We start from the raw sequence: 15,638 nt of genomic DNA, 5'->3' as shown, positions 1-15,638 counted from the left end.
GATACTGAGAGCGCGGCCCGGTGTGAAGTGATGCGGCGCACATTTGCCGGAATTATGAATGTTCCGATCGTCGGCTCAGTAACCTGCTTTATCAATCACAAAACTGTTGCCGCAGTTACCGGGATGCGGTTGCGGCAAAAGGGAACCGCTAACCAGCGGTGCATTGATGGCATCGGCTTTGATGGCGATTTGCATCTCCGTCAGCCACGCCGGATTGCCGCTACAGGTCAACTTCACCGCTTTCACGCTTTGCTCGCCGTAGGCTTTGGCGACGGCCGCGTTGAATGCATCGCGGGTAACGGTTTTTCCGTAATTTTCTGCGAGGAAAACGCCGAGCGGGCTGGCTTTTATTTCGGTGTTCAGGCGCACCATCGCACCGAAATAGTCATCCGGATCGAATCCGAAACAGACGCCGTGTTTGGCATATTCATAACGCTCAAGGCAGGTATTGCTGCCTGCGCCGGGCATGACGGCATTCAGTTTATTCGCCACTTCGAGCGATAAACCGGTTTCCGCTGCGGCGCATTTTTGGCTGGCTCTGGCTTCCGGCATATTGGGAACCGGGCGGGTAGCACAGCCGTAACGCATCCAGCGACGATCGTCGACGCCGCGCACGGCGATGGATTTCGGCAGAGCTGGCCACAGACCGTGTACCGTCAGGTAATCCGCTTTATTGGCGGGCTCTTTTTGCAGACGGCATTCGTCGGGTTCGCTACGTCCGCGGTCATGCAAGCTCTGGCAAAATCCGGTCTGCCAGGATAGTGCCAGCACATAGCGATCGAAATCACCATATTGTTTGGGCTGGAGCGGTGCTGCGTACGCAGAAGAGAACTGGATGGCGGCAACGCACAGGCCGATGGAGAGTCCCTTTTTAATCATTTCATTTCCTGATGGGTGAGTCCGGGTAATTACTATGAGTTATTAAAGCATAAAAAAAGCGCCGGGCAGGCGCTTTTTCATAAGCGGTGTTTATTGTTGGTTAATGAACCGCGACTCCCGGAACCAGAAATTCAGTAGCAATAATCACCACAAGCAGACCAACGATCACCGGAACTGACGTACGTTTTACCACTTCAAACGGTGAAATATTCGCCATCCCGGCTACCGCAACCACCACGCCGGAAACCGGAGAGATAGTGCGACCGAGGTTGGATGCCTGCAACATCGGGATCGACAGATACGCCGGGTTGATGCCGGATTCATGGGCCAGTTTCGGGATCATCTCGACAAAGGCGTAAAACGGCGCATTACCGGAACCGGTAGTCATTGCTGCCAGCATGGTGAGGATCACCAGGACCAGCATCAGAATAATGCTTGCCGAACCGAAAGAGGTGGCGATGGAGATCAGGCTCTGGATAAAGCCGATGGTGCTTAAGCCCTGGGCGAAAACCCCGGCGGCGACCAGCAGCATCACCACGCCCGCGAAGGCGTCGGCCATACCGCGATACGCCACCTCCAGCCCGGAAAAGACTTTTTGTGTATTAAAGCTGCGTAAAAACTCCAGCGCTGCCGCCAGCAACATGCAGATCACCAGAATGGTAATGATGTGCAGCTCCGGGCCCCATTTACCGTCGAAAATCAGCACGCCAATAATTGGCGTAAACGGCAGAATGGCGTAAAACGTTGGCGCCGTGGTGGTGATGTCTTTCACATCCAGCATTTCGCTGACAATGTGCTCTTTTTTATCGAGAAAGCGCTGCCAGAAGTAGTGCGCGATCGCCATGGCGATAATCGCCGCAATTGAGATTGGCAGCGTGGTTTTAAAGGCAAAATCGATCAGTGGCATTTCTGCGGCTTTCGCGGCCAGCACCACATCGCCGGAGGTGGGCGAGAGAATAATTGCCGCTGGCGAGGCGCAAATCGCCGCTGCCGCGCCGCGACTGATACCAACGTTGACCATTACCGGGAACAGCGTAGCCATCAGCAGCACGCCGAGGCCCGTGGCGGACGACACCGCCAGTGACATCAGGCAGGCAACGAAGTACGCGGCAATCATCAGCAAATAAGGAGAGTTGATAAACTGCAGTGGGCGCGAAGCCAGTTTGACCACCATATCGTTCGCACCAATGTGCGTCATATAGGCGGCAAATCCGCACAGCATCATGATCATCATGCCGAGATCGCCGCCGCGGCTCATTAGCAGGATTTTAATGTATTCGACAATATCCGTGGCGCTGTAGCCGGTACTGGTGGCGCTACCAGGTAATATTTTGTGCCCCATCAGCGCACTGACGATTAATAACGCCAGACCGCCGACAAACAGCACGCCGGTGGCGGAATAGCCTTTGATGATATAGCGCGCAACGCCGACAATCACCACCACGCCGATCAGCAGTTCGATCAATGTTAAAATCATGTTATTGGTCCCGGAGGTTGACCTGAAAGATAAGTAAGTAAAAAAATCAGCAACGCAATGTGCCGAATAACGTGCGGTTCGTAGATGATTAAAATCAATGAAGCGTAATGTTGAGGGAAATATCGTGGAGATTTGCTATCAATCTACAGAATAAATAACGATTGCTTGATGAGTTGAGTGAATGTGTTGCGGGGATTTTGTATTCCAAATGATAAATACTGGTTAATTATTTTGGTTATTTAGGTTTCAATGCAGCGACAGACGTAAATTTGCTAAAAATATCTTTAAAAATAAAAATAGTGCTGCTTATACTCGCCATTAATTTCCCACGGACCTGGTGTTTTATGCACGCTGGATGGTTATACCGAATTCGCTTTATAAAGCGGCATCTGTTGATGCTGCTGATGGCGTTCGGCTGGCTATTAATCCAGAGTCAGGTGGCGATTGCTTCTCATCACTGCGATTTGCAGGTTAACGAATCGCGAGCAGTAACCCAGCACATAAGCCATATGATGATGTCGGATACGACACCGCGTATGGACATGATGAAATCCCCGCTGTGCGAAAAGCACTGCGTGCCGGATGCAGCGCAGAAGGATAGCGGCCACCCGCCTCTGGTGGCGCTGCCGGTTTCACTGACGCTGGCTGACGTCACGCCGGTTTGTTCCCCCGTCTTCGATGAGGGTTGGTCATTAACTCCGCCCGCCGCAGGCCCGCCGGCAACGATCCGTTTTTGCCGGTTCAGGGAGTAGATAACTGTTAATCCATTGAATTTTATTTAATTTATGATTAACAGGAGTCTTATTATGCGTTCTTATGTACTGTGCATGCTGTCTGGCGTGCTGCTGTTCTCCGTTTCCGCTGCTCAGGCGGAAGATATGCATGCGATGCACGGCATGCACGATATGTCGCAACATGCGGCAATGCAGGCTCAGGCTCAGGAATACCAGAGCCAGGGCACCATCAAAAAACTTACCGCCGATTCTGTTTCCATCGCTCACGCTGCTATTCCGGCGCTGAACTGGCCGCCAATGACCATGCAATTTGCACTGGCGCAGGGCAGCGCGTTGCCTGCGGTAAAAGTAGGCGACAAGGTGAGTTTCACCTTTGTTCAGAGTGAGAGTGGTTACCAGCTCGTTTCATTGACGCCACAAAAATAACCGGGAGCGACAATGAAACGATACTCACTGAGCCTGCGGCTCGGTGGGGTATTGCTCGGACTGATGTGCTCCGCCGTGCAGGCGGAGCCATTGACGCTGACGCAATCCCTGGCCGCCGCGGAACGCTACTCTGCCGAACTTTCCGCCAACCGTAATGAAGCGCAGGCACTGGATGCGATGGCGGATTCCGCCCGCCAGTTGCCGGATCCAAAACTGAAATTTGGTATCGAAAACGTGCCGGTGCAGGGCAACAACGATCGCCGCTTAACCCGTGAGGGAATGACTATGCAGCGGATCGGCATTATGCAGCAGTATGTCAGCGCGGAAAAACGCGACCGCAAAGCCGAAACCCTGCTGGCCGAAGCACAGAGCGTCAGTGCCAAATCCTCAGTGGTGCGCGCTAATTTACAGCGTGATACCGCGCAGGCGTGGCTCGATCTGGCGTTGTCAGAACAGGCGCTGCAAACGGCGCGTAAGCTGCTGGCAGAAACGGAACGCCAGCAGGGCGCACAGCGCGCCAGCGTCGGCGCAGGTAATGCCGCGCCGGACAGCGTGCTGGCATTTCGCGTGGGCTTAAGCGCGATGCGCGACAAAGTCACCCTCGCCGAACGTGATGTGCAACTGGCGCAAACCCGCTTGATGCAGCTTACCGGCGAGACGGTGACTGCCGTTTCTGGCGATCTTCCTCGTTATCAACGCTTGCCTGCCGATGAAAAAACGCTGGAGCAGGGCATTGCTCAGCATCCTGACATTGTCGCTGCCGCCAGCGCCGCCAACAGCGCGAAAGCGCGTTCGGCGGAGTCAGCGATTGCGGCCATTCCGGATGTGGAAGTTGAAGTGTGGTACGGACGTCGTGCCGAAGGTTACGAGGATATGGCCGGGGTGATGTTCACCGTCGACCTGCCGTTGTTCCAGTCCCATCGTCAGGATAAAGATCACGCTGCGGACGTCTCGCGCACCATGCAGGCCAACGATCAACTGGCGCTGGCCGAGCGGGATCATATGGCGCAACTACATTCCCTGATTGCCGAATATAACGCCGCGCAAACGCTGTGGATGCGCCAGCGCGATGAAGTGCTGCCGATGGTGCGTCAGCGCGCCACCTTGCTCGCAGCCCAGTATCGTTCCGGGCAGTCGGATTTGTCGGCGCTGCTGGAAGCGCGCCGTAACGTCCTCGACAGCGAGCTGGCCGTTAATCAGGCCGAGAAAGAGATGGCGCAGAAATGGGCCGCGATCCGTTGGTTGATCCCGCAGGAGTTGATGTGATGAAGAAGACCCTCTTGGCTATCGCGATCGCCGCATGTGTCGCAGCGGGCGCAGGCTATTTTATCGGGCGGCAACACACCGCGCCTGCCGCATCCGGCGAACAAGCGCAGGAACGCAAAGTGCTCTACTGGTACGACCCAATGGTGCCGGATCAGCGTTTTGACAAACCCGGAAAATCACCGTTTATGGATATGCCGCTCAAACCGCGTTATGCCGATGAAGCCCCGGCCAGTGGCGGTGTGAGCGTGAGTGCGCAGCAGCAGCAGAATCTCGGCATGACCACGGCAAAAGTGGAAAAACGCGTTCTCGGCAGCGCCTTCTCTGCGTTCGCCACCGTAACCACCGATGAGCGCAGCATCCAGAGCGTGCCTTCTCCGGCGGCGGGCGTGGTGGAAAAACTGTTTGTCCGTGCGCCACAACAGTGGGTGAAAAAGGGCGAAGCGCTGGCGCAGTTGTGGATCCCGCAATGGACGACTTCGCAGCAGGAGTATCTGGCGGTACGCCACCTGGGCGATGGCGAACTAACGCGCGCTGCCCGCGAACGTCTGGCGTTGCAGTTTATGCCGGAAGCGATTATTCGCGCTGTCGAGCGCAGCGGAAAACCACAAACCCGCCTGACGCTGCGCGCCGATCGTGATGGTTACGTGGTCAAGCTGGATTCCCGTGAAGGCGCGCAAGTGGCCGCCACGCAAACCCTGTTTGAGCTCGCCAGCCTCGATCCGGTGTGGCTGGTTGTCGATTATCCGCAAAGCCAGGCGCAGGCGCTCAGTGCAGGCAGCGAAGTGATAGCCACTTCCGCAAGCTGGCCTGGCGAGCAGTTTCATGGCCGTGTCAGTGAATTGCTGCCGCAACTGGAGACTACCACCCGTACGCTGAAAGCGCGCATTGTGCTCGATAATCCGCAGCAAAAACTCAAACCCGGTATGTTTCTCACCGTAACGCAGCCGGAATCAGCACGGCAACCCGCAGTGCTGGCGATCCCGGAAGAGGCGCTGATTGCAACGGGTGCTGCCAGCCGTGTACTGCTGGCTACGGGCGATGGCCACTTCCAGGCGGCAAACGTGACGACCGGGCGCACGGCGCAAGGCTGGACTGAAGTGCTGTCCGGCGTCAAGGAAGGTGACAGCGTGGTCACTTCTGGTCAGTTCCTGATTGATTCGGAAGCCAGTTTGCGCAGTGCATTGCCGGAACAGCAGGCGCAACAGCCAGCGGCGAAAAAAGTCGAGACTTACGAGGGAACCGGCGTGGTGAAAGCCATCGAAGCGGGCAGCATTACCCTGTCGCACCAACCTATTCCGGCACTGAACTGGGGAGCGATGACGATGGATTTCGTGCTCAAACAACCCGATCCCACTATTAAGCCGGGCGATACGGTGATGTTCAGCTTTGTGCTGGATGATGAAGAGGGCGCAGTCATCACTCACCTGATGCCGATGCAGGAGGAGATGAAATGATCGCCGCCGTTATTCGTGCCTCGCTGCGCAACCGCTTATTGATCTTGCTGGCAGCGCTGGTGCTGACCGGCTGGGGGATATGGGCGGTTCAGCGCGCACCGCTTGATGCGCTACCGGATTTGTCAGATGTGCAGGTGATTATTCGCGCCAGCTATCCGGGCAAAGCGCCGCAAATTATTGAAGACCAGGTCACCTATCCGCTCACCACGGCCATGCTTTCCGTGCCGGGTGCGAAAACGGTGCGCGGCTATTCGATGTTCGGCGATTCCTATGTATATGTTTTATTTGAAGACGATACTGATCTCTACTGGGCGCGATCGCGGGTGCTGGAGAATCTAAGCCAGATCCAATCCTCGCTGCCTGCCGGGGTGAACGTCGGGCTGGGGCCGGATGCTACCGGCGTTGGCTGGATTTATGAGTATGCGCTGGTCGATCGCAGCGGTAAGCATAATCTGGCGGATCTGCGCGCGTTACAGGACTGGACGCTGAAGTTCGAGCTGAAAACGGTGCCGAACGTGGCGGAGGTCGCCAGCGTTGGTGGGATGGTTCGTCAGTATCAGATTGTGCCGGATCCCGCGCGGATGCGGGCACTGAATATTACCCATGAACAGATTGTCAGTGCGGTGCAGGCGGCGAACCAGGAGAGCGGCGGCGCGCTGCTGGAGATGGGCGAAGCCGAGTTTATGGTGCGTACCACCGGATACTTGCGGCAGTTGTCGGATTTTCGTCAGATAGTGATTACCAGCCGTGAGGGCGTGCCGGTGATGCTTTCAGATGTTGCGACGGTACGGCTGGGGCCGGAACTGCGGCGCGGCGTGGCGGAGTACAACGGCGAAGGGGAAGTGGCCGGTGGTATTATCGTCATGCGTTATGGCAAAAATGCGCTGGATACTATCCACGCCGTTAAAGCCAAATTGGGTGAAATACAGAAAACGCTGCCCGCTGGCGTGGAGATCGTGCCGGTTTATGACCGATCGACGCTGATTGAGCATGCGGTTGAGACGCTCACCCATAAACTGATTGAAGAATTTATCGTTGTTGCCCTGGTTTGCACGCTGTTCTTGTTCCATTTCCGCTCTGCGCTGGTGGCCATTGTCTCGTTACCGCTGGGGATTCTTGGCGCGTTTATTGTCATGCACTATCAGGGCATCAACGCCAACATTATGTCGCTGGGCGGGATTGCCATCGCCATTGGCGCGATGGTGGATGCTGCGATTGTGATGATTGAGAACATGCATAAGGTAATGGAGCAGTGGCGACATGATAACCCCGAACGTCAACCGACGAGTGCTGATTATTGGCGCTGTTCAGAACAGGCGGCGGTGGAAGTCGGGCCTGCGCTGTTTTGCAGCCTGTTGATCATCACGCTGTCATTTATTCCTGTGTTTTCGCTAGAAGCGCAGGAAGGGCGCATGTTTTCCCCGCTTGCATTTACCAAAAGCTGGGCGATGGCAGTCTCGGCAGGGCTCGGGATCACGCTTGTGCCGGTGCTGATGGGGTTGTTTATTCGCGGCAAAATTCCCGATGAAAAAGCAAACCCGATTAACCGTTTCCTCATTCGTTTATACGAACCGCTGCTGGATAAAGTGCTGGCCTGGCCGAAAGCGACGCTGGGAATTGCGCTGCTGTTGCTGGTAGCGACGCTGTGGCCGTTAAGTCGTCTGGGCAGCGAGTTTATGCCGCCGCTCGATGAAGGCGATTTATTGTATATGCCCTCGACGCTGCCGGGGATTTCCGCCCGTGAAGCCAGCCGTTTGTTGCAGCAAACCGATCGGCTGATCAAAAGCGTGCCGGAAGTGGAAAGCGTGTTTGGTAAAGCGGGAAGGGCCGAAACGGCAACAGATCCTGCGCCGCTCACTATGGTGGAAACGACCATCCGCTTTAAACCGCGTGACCAGTGGCGACCTGGAATGACGCCGGAGAAACTGGTTGATGAACTGGATAAAACCGTGAATGTTCCGGGGATTGCGAATGTCTGGGTTCCGCCAATCCGTAACCGCCTGGATATGCTGGCGACCGGTATTAAAAGCCCGGTCGGTATAAAGGTGAACGGTAATAATATCGCCGATATTGAGCGCGTGGCGCAGCAAATCGAGCAGGTTGTGAAAACCGTGCCGGGTGTGACTTCGGCGCTGGCGGAGCGGTTGGCGGGCGGGCGCTATGTTGATATCAACATCAACCGGGCGCAGGCCGCGCGTTATGGCGTTTCGGTGAAAGAGCTGCAATCACTGGTTTCCACGCTGGTGGGCGGGGAAAATGTCGGTGAAGTGCTGCAAGGTCGTGAACGCTACCCGATTAATGTTCGTTACCCGCGCGAAATACGCGATAACGTCGATGAGCTGCGCACATTACCCGTAATAACCGAAAATGGCAGCCAGATTGCGCTTGGTGAGCTGGCCGATATCGTGGTTACGGAAGGGCCGCCGATGCTGAAAAGCGAAAATGCGCGCCTGTCCAACTGGATCTACGTCGATCTGCGCGGACGGGATTTAAAATCTGCCGTTGAAGAGATGCAGCAGCGGGTGGCACAGCAGGTCAAGTTGCCGCAAGGTGTGACGCTGTCGTGGTCCGGGCAGTTTGAATATCTGGAGCGTGCGACGGCGAAGCTGAAGATCGTCTTGCCGGTAACGTTAATGATTATCTTTGTCTTGCTGTTTATTACCTTTAAACGCGTCACCGATGCCCTGTTAATAATGGGGACATTACCCTTCTCATTGATTGGCGGCGTCTGGTTATTGTGGCTGTTGGGATATAATTTATCTGTTGCCGGGGCTGTTGGATTTATTGCGCTGGCCGGTGTTGCGGCAGAGTTCGGCGTTATTATGGTGCTCTATCTGAACCACGCGCTGGATAAATATCGTCAACGCGATCCGCAAGGAGGAAATAAGATGTTGCTGCGGGCCATTCATGAGGGAGCCGTGTTGCGCGTACGGCCGAAGGTGATGACAGTCGCGACCATCATGGCGGGATTGTTGCCCATCATGTGGGGCAGTGGCAGCGGATCGGAGGTGATGAGCCGCATCGCTGCACCGATGATCGGCGGCATGGTCACTGCGCCATTACTGTCAATGTTAGTCATTCCGGCAGTGTATTACTTGTTGCACCGCCGACGCTAAGAAAATGTACGCCGCAATATTGTTGCGGCGTAACATGTTGTATGTAACCTGGAAACCATTAGCGGAATAAGGAGCTTTCGTTATATTTTCAGAATTAATCTAATTTCGTTAAGAGTTTATTCAGATATCCTGCTGCAGACTATACGTCAATACGTAAAATGGAATGCATACGGTGTCTGTAAAAAATAAATTTTTCATACTCTTCGCTATATTTTGTCAGTTTTCGGTGGTTTCCCTGACGCACGCAGCTCAGCAGTCCTGGTTCTCCGATTTTACCGACAACGTAAAGCAAACCTGGCAAGCGCCAGAGCATTACGATCTCTATGTTCCGGCTATCACCTGGCATGCGCGTTTTGCTTATGACAAGGAGAAAACCGACCGTTATAACGAACGCCCATGGGGCGCCGGATTTGGTCAGGATCGCTGGGATGAGAAAGGCAACTGGCACGGCTTGTACCTGATGGCCTTTAAAGATTCGTTTAACAAATGGGAACCGATTGGTGGCTATGGCTGGGAGAAAACCTGGAGACCACTGGCGGATGATAATTTCCGTCTCGGACTCGGTTACACCGCAGGCGTGACTGCACGCGATAACTGGCATTACATTCCGATTCCGGTGCTGTTACCACTGGCTTCCATTGGTTATGGCCCGGCAACATTCCAGATGACCTACATCCCGGGGACTTATAATAACGGAAACGTTTACTTTGCGTGGATGCGCTTTCAGTTCTGATTCTGTCAGCGGATGATGCTCTGCACAGTTCTTAAGCAGTACAAAAAATGCGGAATAAAGCGTCAAAGAACAAAACTTAGCGACATTTATCACTTTTTAGCGAATAACGACTGGACAAAGGCCGCCACAATTGATGTACTGATACCCGACACAGCATTTGTGTCGTTTTTTCATGTAAAGGTAATTTTGATGTCTAAGATTAAAGGTAACGTTAAGTGGTTTAATGAATCCAAAGGATTCGGTTTCATTACTCCGGAAGATGGCAGCAAAGACGTGTTCGTACACTTCTCTGCAATCCAGAGCAATGGTTTCAAAACCCTGGCTGAAGGTCAGCGCGTTGAGTTTGAAATCACTAACGGTGCCAAAGGCCCTTCTGCTGCAAACGTAATGCCTGTTTAATTCAGCTACGTAAGCAAGAATTCCAAAACCCGCTGATAAAGCGGGTTTTTTTTGCCTTCAGCTTGCATTCACGGCTGAAAAAAGCCAGAAAGCCAGCGCAGTCATCGCAAACGATCCCAGCAGGTTAACTGCTACGTTCAACAACGCCCAGCTGACACGACCTTCCTGCAACAAAAACACGACTTCAGCCGAAAAGGTGGAAAATGTCGTTAGCCCGCCGCAGAAACCGGTGGTAATCAGCACTTTCCACACCGGATCGATATGCGTCATTCGGTTGAACCACGCCAGCCCCATGCCAATAATAAATGCGCCTACCAGGTTGGCGGTTAATGTGCCAAGGGGAATAATCTGGTGCGCCGGGTTTAGCTTCATGCTGAGCATCCAGCGCGCAACGCTACCTGTACCGCCACCGATAAATACCGCTAAAAGAAGTTGTAACACCGTGAAATCCTGCTATTTGATTTGTTAGAGTGTTGAGTTTAGCGTCGCGGCCACTTTCTGGCTATGGCGGCACAGCGGAGGGAAAACGATGATTGTTGCAGCCGGGCAGTTTGCCGTTACACCGGACTGGAAAACTAATGCATTAACTTGTGTCGAATTGATGGCGCAAGCGGCACAGCAACAGGCGTCGCTGCTGGTGCTGCCAGAGGCATTACTCGCCCGGGATGATGCTGACCCCTATCTTTCGGTAAAATCGGCGCAGAGGCTGGATGGCGATTTTCTGCGCCTGCTTCTTGATGAGAGCCGCCTAAACAGCATGACCACTGTGCTGACGGTGCATGTGCCCTCCATGGAAGGGCGGGCAGTCAATACGCTGGTGGTGTTATGCCGGGGGGAGATCGTTGCACAGTATGCAAAGCTGCATCTCTATGATGCATTTAATATGCAGGAGTCGGCGCGGGTGGATGCAGGCAGCATTCTGCCACCGCTGATTGAGGTTGACGGAATGCTGGTCGGGTTGATGACCTGTTATGATTTGCGATTTCCGGAGCTGGCGCTGTCGCTGGCGCTTGCGGGCGCACAACTGTTGGTTCTGCCTGCCGCGTGGGTGAGAGGGCCGCTAAAAGAGCAACACTGGGCGACGTTACTTTCTGCGCGGGCGCTGGATACCACCTGTTACATGGTGGCTGCCGGGGAGTGTGGCAACAAGAATATCGGTCAGAGTCGGGTTATCGATCCCCAGGGTGTTACTATTGCTGCCGCCGCTGAAGCACCACAACTGATCTATGCGGATGTCACGGCAGCCCGTGTGACGCAAACGCGAGAGAAACTTCCCGTTTTGCAGAATCGACGCTTTGCGCCGCCGCAACTCCTGTGATGTTTTTTTAAACAAGTCTTGATTCATCTCGTTACAGATTGCTATTGTGTGCGCGCGTCGAATGACCGTTAATGAAGTCAGGTTATAATGACGTTTTATACAGCCTGTTTTACGAAAGAAGGTATCTATGGGTGAAATTAGTATTACCAAACTGCTGGTCGTGGCCGCGTTGGTTGTTCTGCTGTTTGGAACCAAGAAGTTGCGTACGCTGGGCGGCGATCTGGGTGCAGCCATCAAGGGCTTCAAAAAAGCCATGAATGATGACGATGCTGCGAAGAAAGACGCTGACGAAGTGACAGCAGAAAAACTCACTCACAAAGAGTGAACCGCCCCAACAGGCGAAAAAAAACCGGCGTAGAGGCCGGTTTTTTTGTCTGGAGTGTAAGCATGTGTTACTTCACTTCAATGCCTTTTGCCTGCAGGTCCGCATGATAGGAAGAGCGAACGAACGGGCCGCACGCCGCATGGGTAAAGCCCATTGCCAGCGCTTCTTCTTTCATTTCGTCAAACTCGTCCGGGCTGACATAGCGCTGAACCGGCAGGTGATGACGGCTAGGCTGTAAATACTGCCCCAGCGTCAGCATCGTCACACCGTGGCGGCGCAGATCGCGCATCACGTCGATAATTTCAGCATTCGTTTCGCCCAGCCCTACCATCAAACCGGATTTGGTTGGGATCTCCGGATGCGCTTCTTTAAAACGCTCCAGCAGTTTCAGCGACCAGTTGTAATCTGCGCCTGGACGTACCTGGCGATAGATACGCGGCACGTTCTCCAGGTTGTGGTTAAATACGTCTGGCGGCGTGGCAGTGAGGATATCCAGCGCGCGATCCATACGACCACGGAAGTCCGGAACCAGCGTCTCAATTTTGATGGATGGACTTTTTTCACGAATTGCGGTGATGCAGTCCGCGAAATGCTGTGCACCGCCGTCACGTAGATCGTCACGGTCAACAGAGGTGATGACCACATAACGCAGCGCCATATCGGCAATTGTCTGCGCCAGTTTTTGTGGTTCGTTAGCATCAGGCGCCACCGGACGGCCGTGTGCCACATCGCAGAACGGGCAACGGCGTGTACAGATGGCGCCGAGGATCATAAAGGTGGCCGTTCCGTGGTTGAAACACTCAGCAAGGTTCGGGCAGGATGCCTCTTCGCACACAGAGTGCAGCCCATTTTTACGCATGGCTGCTTTGATCCCCTGGATACGGGAAGAGTCTGCCGGGAGTTTGATTTTCATCCATTCCGGTTTTCTCAACAGAGCTTCGCGCTCGGTTGCCACGTTTTTAACCGGGATAAGAGCCATTTTATCGGCATCGCGGTACTTAACACCGCGTTCCATCACAATGGGTTTACTCATAGCGTGCGTGTTCCAGTTGCGGATAACGAAGTAAGTATTTCAATTCAAGGGAATGTTGTATTTATCAACTATTTTTGAATTAACGTGCGCGCAGTATACCATTATCGGCGAGTAGAAAGCAGCCTGACAGCGGGGCAATTTGTAAAATAGTTGTTGTTTTGTGCCAAACGCCCAGCAAACATTAGCGCTTTCACCAGGGGAGAACGGGCGTTAAAAAGCCCGTCGGATAACATTGATGACATTCTCCAGCACCGGATCGCGCAAACTCAATTTATTGTAATACAGTGAAATATCGAGCTGTTCGTTGCTAATCGGCGGAAAATCGATTTCGACCAGCGGCCAGCAACCACTGAAGAGCTTGAACAAACGTGTCGGCATCAGGCCGAGCAGATCGCTGTTGCCGATCAGTGCTGCAATAGTAAACATATTGTAACTGCTAAAACTCACCTGACGTTCCGGAAAGAGATCCTGTACTCGCTGACGCAGCCCGCTCAAGTTTTGCCCTTCCAGCATCAGCAACGTGTGCTCATACTTTTGCAAAACCTCTTCGTTGATCGACTCATTCAGACAAGGATGCCCTTTACGACACACCAGCATCATCCGGTCGCTATACAACACGTGATGATTGAGCGTGCGCGAACTGGCAATATGCGTATCAATAATCAAATCCGTCTGGAACTGGCTAAGCTGGCTTTCAGCGTCGTTTACCGGAATATTACGCATCATCAGTTGCGGCGCGCTCTCTTTAATAGCCTGAAAGATAGTCGGAATAACTAATGCGCCGATCGATGGCGGCGTGCCAATCGTAATGGTGCGTTGTTTGTCATAGCTACCGGTAAGATCCAACGCGCCAAGGATCGACTCCAGCCCCTGGCTGATATATTCATGTAAATGCGATGCATAGGCTGTCGGCGTAACGCCCTGGCCTTTACGAATAAAAAGCGGATCTGGAAATATTAAGCGCAGTTTCTGAATCGACTGGCTAATAGCCGAAGGCGTGAGGTTAAGCACTTTTGCCGCGTTAACGATCCCTTTATGAACATATACTGCCTCAAAAATCGTCAGTAAGTTGAGATCAATATTGCGCAGCGTCCGGAAGATTTGCGGCTTATCATCTTCAGGGCGCACGGTTATTCGCTTTTCCGGTTGGTTATTATTATCCACGCTAGTGCTCCATAATCATTCGCAATATGAATGATAGTTGAATTTGTTTTTTAGTTGATTATTAATTTGAGTTAACATCCTGTCATGCATCATCATTACGTAGTTTTTTCATCGTGATGCGAACATTGCGCTCAAAATTGCTGGCCTGAAGCACGCATACGAAGCCCGGAATAGCACCGTAATGCATATTTGCCAGACAAGGCAGGTAGGTTGAAAATAGAGAATAAGGCATCTGTTGTAAAGCGCTAACATGCCAATAAAATAATGACCCGCACGAAATGCGGGTCAAAATACATGATATATTAAGCATCCATATATTGATGGGGTGGATTGTTTAGTAACGCTAAAAATTGCTGAACAAGGATTGGCCTTATTTTATCCACCCCAGTATTTTCCGTCAGTTGGCTGACCTGTGTCATTTCCATCCCGGCATAGCCACACGGATTGATGCGCATAAACGGCGCCAGATCCATGTCGATATTTAAAGCCAGACCATGAAATGAGCAACCTTTACGGATACGTAAACCCAGCGAACAAATCTTCTTGCCCTGTACATAAACGCCTGGTGCATCAGCGCGCGCTTGCGCCTTGATACCCTGGGTTGCCAGCGTGTTGATCACCGTATTTTCCAGTAACGTAACAAGTTCACGCACGCCAATTTTGCGGCGTTTCAGATTGATAAGCACGTACATCACCTGCTGGCCTGGTCCGTGATAGGTCACCTGGCCGCCGCGATCGCTCTGGATCACCGGAATGTCGCCGGGTGCCAGAACGTGCTCAGCTTTACCGGCCTGGCCCTGAGTAAACACAGGGTAGTGCTCTACCAGCCAGATTTCATCGGGCGTTGTATCGTTGCGGGTATCGGTGAAGTCATGCATTTTTTGGGACACTGGCTCGTAAGATTGCAGGCCCAGATTGCGGATAAGAATGGTGTCCTGAGACAAAACGGCATCTCCGGCGGAGAAAAGAGTGGGGGGAGTATATCACAGCGAAAACGTTACCCGAATGTTTCCGGGTAACGCCAAACGATTACAGAACCATACGCACAATTTCAATGTTGCCGAGTTCTTCGTACAACGTTTCAACCTGCTCAATATGGGTGGCCGTGATGGTGATAGATACCGAGTGGTAATTGCCTTTGCTGCTCGGTTTTACCTGCGGGGAGTAATCACCTGGCGCGTGGCGCTGTACCACTTCAACCACCAGATCAACCAGCTCTGGCTTCGCCAGACCCATCACTTTGTAAGTAAAGGGTGTCGGGAATTCAAGCAGTTCTTTGAGATTGGTTTTCATGTCAGCTCCGGCGTAAAAAAT

Annotated in this window: 16 protein-coding genes; 9 read left to right on the top strand and 7 right to left on the bottom strand. The window is 53.2% G+C overall.

Translation table 11 applies throughout. From position 1 onward, the window contains the following. Positions 1–75: 75 nt before the first annotated feature. Positions 76–879 (bottom strand): ribonuclease I, encoded by an 804-nt coding sequence (gene rna / locus AWR26_RS18235; protein WP_064567897.1) that lies wholly within the window; start codon positions 877–879, stop codon positions 76–78. 100 nt (positions 880–979) lie between these two features. Next, the gene (gene dcuC, locus AWR26_RS18230) at positions 980–2,353 is read right to left on the bottom strand and encodes an anaerobic C4-dicarboxylate transporter DcuC (protein ID WP_064569055.1); all 1,374 of its coding nucleotides are present in this window, start codon (positions 2,351–2,353) and stop codon (positions 980–982) included. 347 nt (positions 2,354–2,700) lie between these two features. On the opposite strand from dcuC, the gene AWR26_RS18225 reads away from it, so the two are divergent. From AWR26_RS18225 to cspE, 7 genes are all read left to right on the top strand, one after another. Then, entirely contained in the window at positions 2,701–3,108 is a 408-nt protein-coding gene (locus AWR26_RS18225; RefSeq protein ID WP_064567895.1) for a hypothetical protein, read from the top strand. Positions 3,109–3,162: 54 nt separating this feature from the next. Beyond that, on the top strand, positions 3,163–3,516 hold the full coding sequence (locus AWR26_RS18220; protein WP_227121449.1) for a copper-binding protein: 354 nt from the start codon (positions 3,163–3,165) through the stop codon (positions 3,514–3,516). A 12-nt stretch (positions 3,517–3,528) separates the two neighbouring features. After that, positions 3,529–4,782, top strand: a complete 1,254-nt coding sequence (locus AWR26_RS18215; RefSeq protein WP_007373835.1) for a TolC family protein — start codon at positions 3,529–3,531, stop codon at positions 4,780–4,782. Next, the gene (locus tag AWR26_RS18210) at positions 4,782–6,236 is read left to right on the top strand and encodes an efflux RND transporter periplasmic adaptor subunit (RefSeq protein WP_064567893.1); all 1,455 of its coding nucleotides are present in this window, start codon (positions 4,782–4,784) and stop codon (positions 6,234–6,236) included. Before AWR26_RS18215 ends, AWR26_RS18210 begins: the two co-directional genes overlap by 1 nt. Further along, positions 6,233–9,352 (top strand): efflux RND transporter permease subunit, encoded by a 3,120-nt coding sequence (locus AWR26_RS18205; protein WP_064567892.1) that lies wholly within the window; start codon positions 6,233–6,235, stop codon positions 9,350–9,352. Before AWR26_RS18210 ends, AWR26_RS18205 begins: the two co-directional genes overlap by 4 nt. A 163-nt stretch (positions 9,353–9,515) precedes the next feature. Continuing rightward, positions 9,516–10,085 carry a lipid IV(A) palmitoyltransferase PagP gene (pagP, locus tag AWR26_RS18200; protein ID WP_167351150.1) on the top strand — a complete coding sequence of 190 codons (570 nt, stop codon included), beginning with the start codon at positions 9,516–9,518 and terminating at the stop codon, positions 10,083–10,085. A 189-nt stretch (positions 10,086–10,274) separates the two neighbouring features. Beyond that, positions 10,275–10,484 (top strand): transcription antiterminator/RNA stability regulator CspE, encoded by a 210-nt coding sequence (gene cspE, locus AWR26_RS18195; RefSeq protein ID WP_007373839.1) that lies wholly within the window; start codon positions 10,275–10,277, stop codon positions 10,482–10,484. 57 nt (positions 10,485–10,541) lie between these two features. Here cspE and crcB read toward each other — a convergent pair whose 3' ends face one another. Beyond that, entirely contained in the window at positions 10,542–10,925 is a 384-nt protein-coding gene (gene crcB / locus AWR26_RS18190; RefSeq protein ID WP_064567890.1) for a fluoride efflux transporter CrcB, read from the bottom strand. Positions 10,926–11,013: 88 nt separating this feature from the next. Here crcB and AWR26_RS18185 point away from each other — a divergent pair, with 88 nt between their 5' ends. Continuing rightward, a complete protein-coding gene (locus tag AWR26_RS18185) occupies positions 11,014–11,802 on the top strand; it encodes a deaminated glutathione amidase (protein WP_064567888.1) in 789 nt (262 codons plus the stop codon). A 127-nt stretch (positions 11,803–11,929) separates the two neighbouring features. Next, entirely contained in the window at positions 11,930–12,127 is a 198-nt protein-coding gene (gene tatE / locus AWR26_RS18180; RefSeq protein WP_007373842.1) for a twin-arginine translocase subunit TatE, read from the top strand. A gap of 67 nt (positions 12,128–12,194) precedes the next feature. Here tatE and lipA read toward each other — a convergent pair whose 3' ends face one another. The 4 genes from lipA to ybeD form a co-directional block, all read right to left on the bottom strand. After that, a complete protein-coding gene (gene lipA, locus AWR26_RS18175) occupies positions 12,195–13,160 on the bottom strand; it encodes a lipoyl synthase (RefSeq protein WP_035885995.1) in 966 nt (321 codons plus the stop codon). Positions 13,161–13,370: 210 nt separating this feature from the next. Then, positions 13,371–14,324 carry a YbeF family transcriptional regulator gene (locus AWR26_RS18170; protein WP_064567886.1) on the bottom strand — a complete coding sequence of 318 codons (954 nt, stop codon included), beginning with the start codon at positions 14,322–14,324 and terminating at the stop codon, positions 13,371–13,373. A 302-nt stretch (positions 14,325–14,626) separates the two neighbouring features. Next, complete coding sequence (lipB, locus tag AWR26_RS18165; protein WP_064567884.1) at positions 14,627–15,268, bottom strand: lipoyl(octanoyl) transferase LipB; 642 nt, start codon at positions 15,266–15,268, stop codon at positions 14,627–14,629. Positions 15,269–15,353: 85 nt separating this feature from the next. Next, positions 15,354–15,617 carry a DUF493 family protein YbeD gene (ybeD, locus tag AWR26_RS18160; protein ID WP_007373847.1) on the bottom strand — a complete coding sequence of 88 codons (264 nt, stop codon included), beginning with the start codon at positions 15,615–15,617 and terminating at the stop codon, positions 15,354–15,356. Positions 15,618–15,638 lie beyond the last annotated feature (21 nt).

The organism is Kosakonia oryzae, assembly GCF_001658025.2.
Lineage (GTDB): Bacteria > Pseudomonadota > Gammaproteobacteria > Enterobacterales > Enterobacteriaceae > Kosakonia > Kosakonia oryzae.
Note: the sequence above shows the minus strand (reverse complement) of the source record. Positions and strands in the feature narration are given on the sequence as shown.

Coding starts and splice junctions, on each gene's coding strand:
- ybeD (WP_007373847.1), bottom strand. CDS start 15,617: ATGAAAACCAATCTCAAAGAACTGCTTGAATTCCCGACACCCTTTACT.
- tatE (WP_007373842.1), top strand. CDS start 11,930: ATGGGTGAAATTAGTATTACCAAACTGCTGGTCGTGGCCGCGTTGGTT.
- lipA (WP_035885995.1), bottom strand. CDS start 13,160: ATGAGTAAACCCATTGTGATGGAACGCGGTGTTAAGTACCGCGATGCC.
- AWR26_RS18225 (WP_064567895.1), top strand. CDS start 2,701: ATGCACGCTGGATGGTTATACCGAATTCGCTTTATAAAGCGGCATCTG.
- AWR26_RS18185 (WP_064567888.1), top strand. CDS start 11,014: ATGATTGTTGCAGCCGGGCAGTTTGCCGTTACACCGGACTGGAAAACT.
- AWR26_RS18215 (WP_007373835.1), top strand. CDS start 3,529: ATGAAACGATACTCACTGAGCCTGCGGCTCGGTGGGGTATTGCTCGGA.
- cspE (WP_007373839.1), top strand. CDS start 10,275: ATGTCTAAGATTAAAGGTAACGTTAAGTGGTTTAATGAATCCAAAGGA.
- pagP (WP_167351150.1), top strand. CDS start 9,516: ATGCATACGGTGTCTGTAAAAAATAAATTTTTCATACTCTTCGCTATA.
- AWR26_RS18205 (WP_064567892.1), top strand. CDS start 6,233: ATGATCGCCGCCGTTATTCGTGCCTCGCTGCGCAACCGCTTATTGATC.
- AWR26_RS18210 (WP_064567893.1), top strand. CDS start 4,782: ATGAAGAAGACCCTCTTGGCTATCGCGATCGCCGCATGTGTCGCAGCG.
- AWR26_RS18220 (WP_227121449.1), top strand. CDS start 3,163: ATGCGTTCTTATGTACTGTGCATGCTGTCTGGCGTGCTGCTGTTCTCC.
- rna (WP_064567897.1), bottom strand. CDS start 879: ATGATTAAAAAGGGACTCTCCATCGGCCTGTGCGTTGCCGCCATCCAG.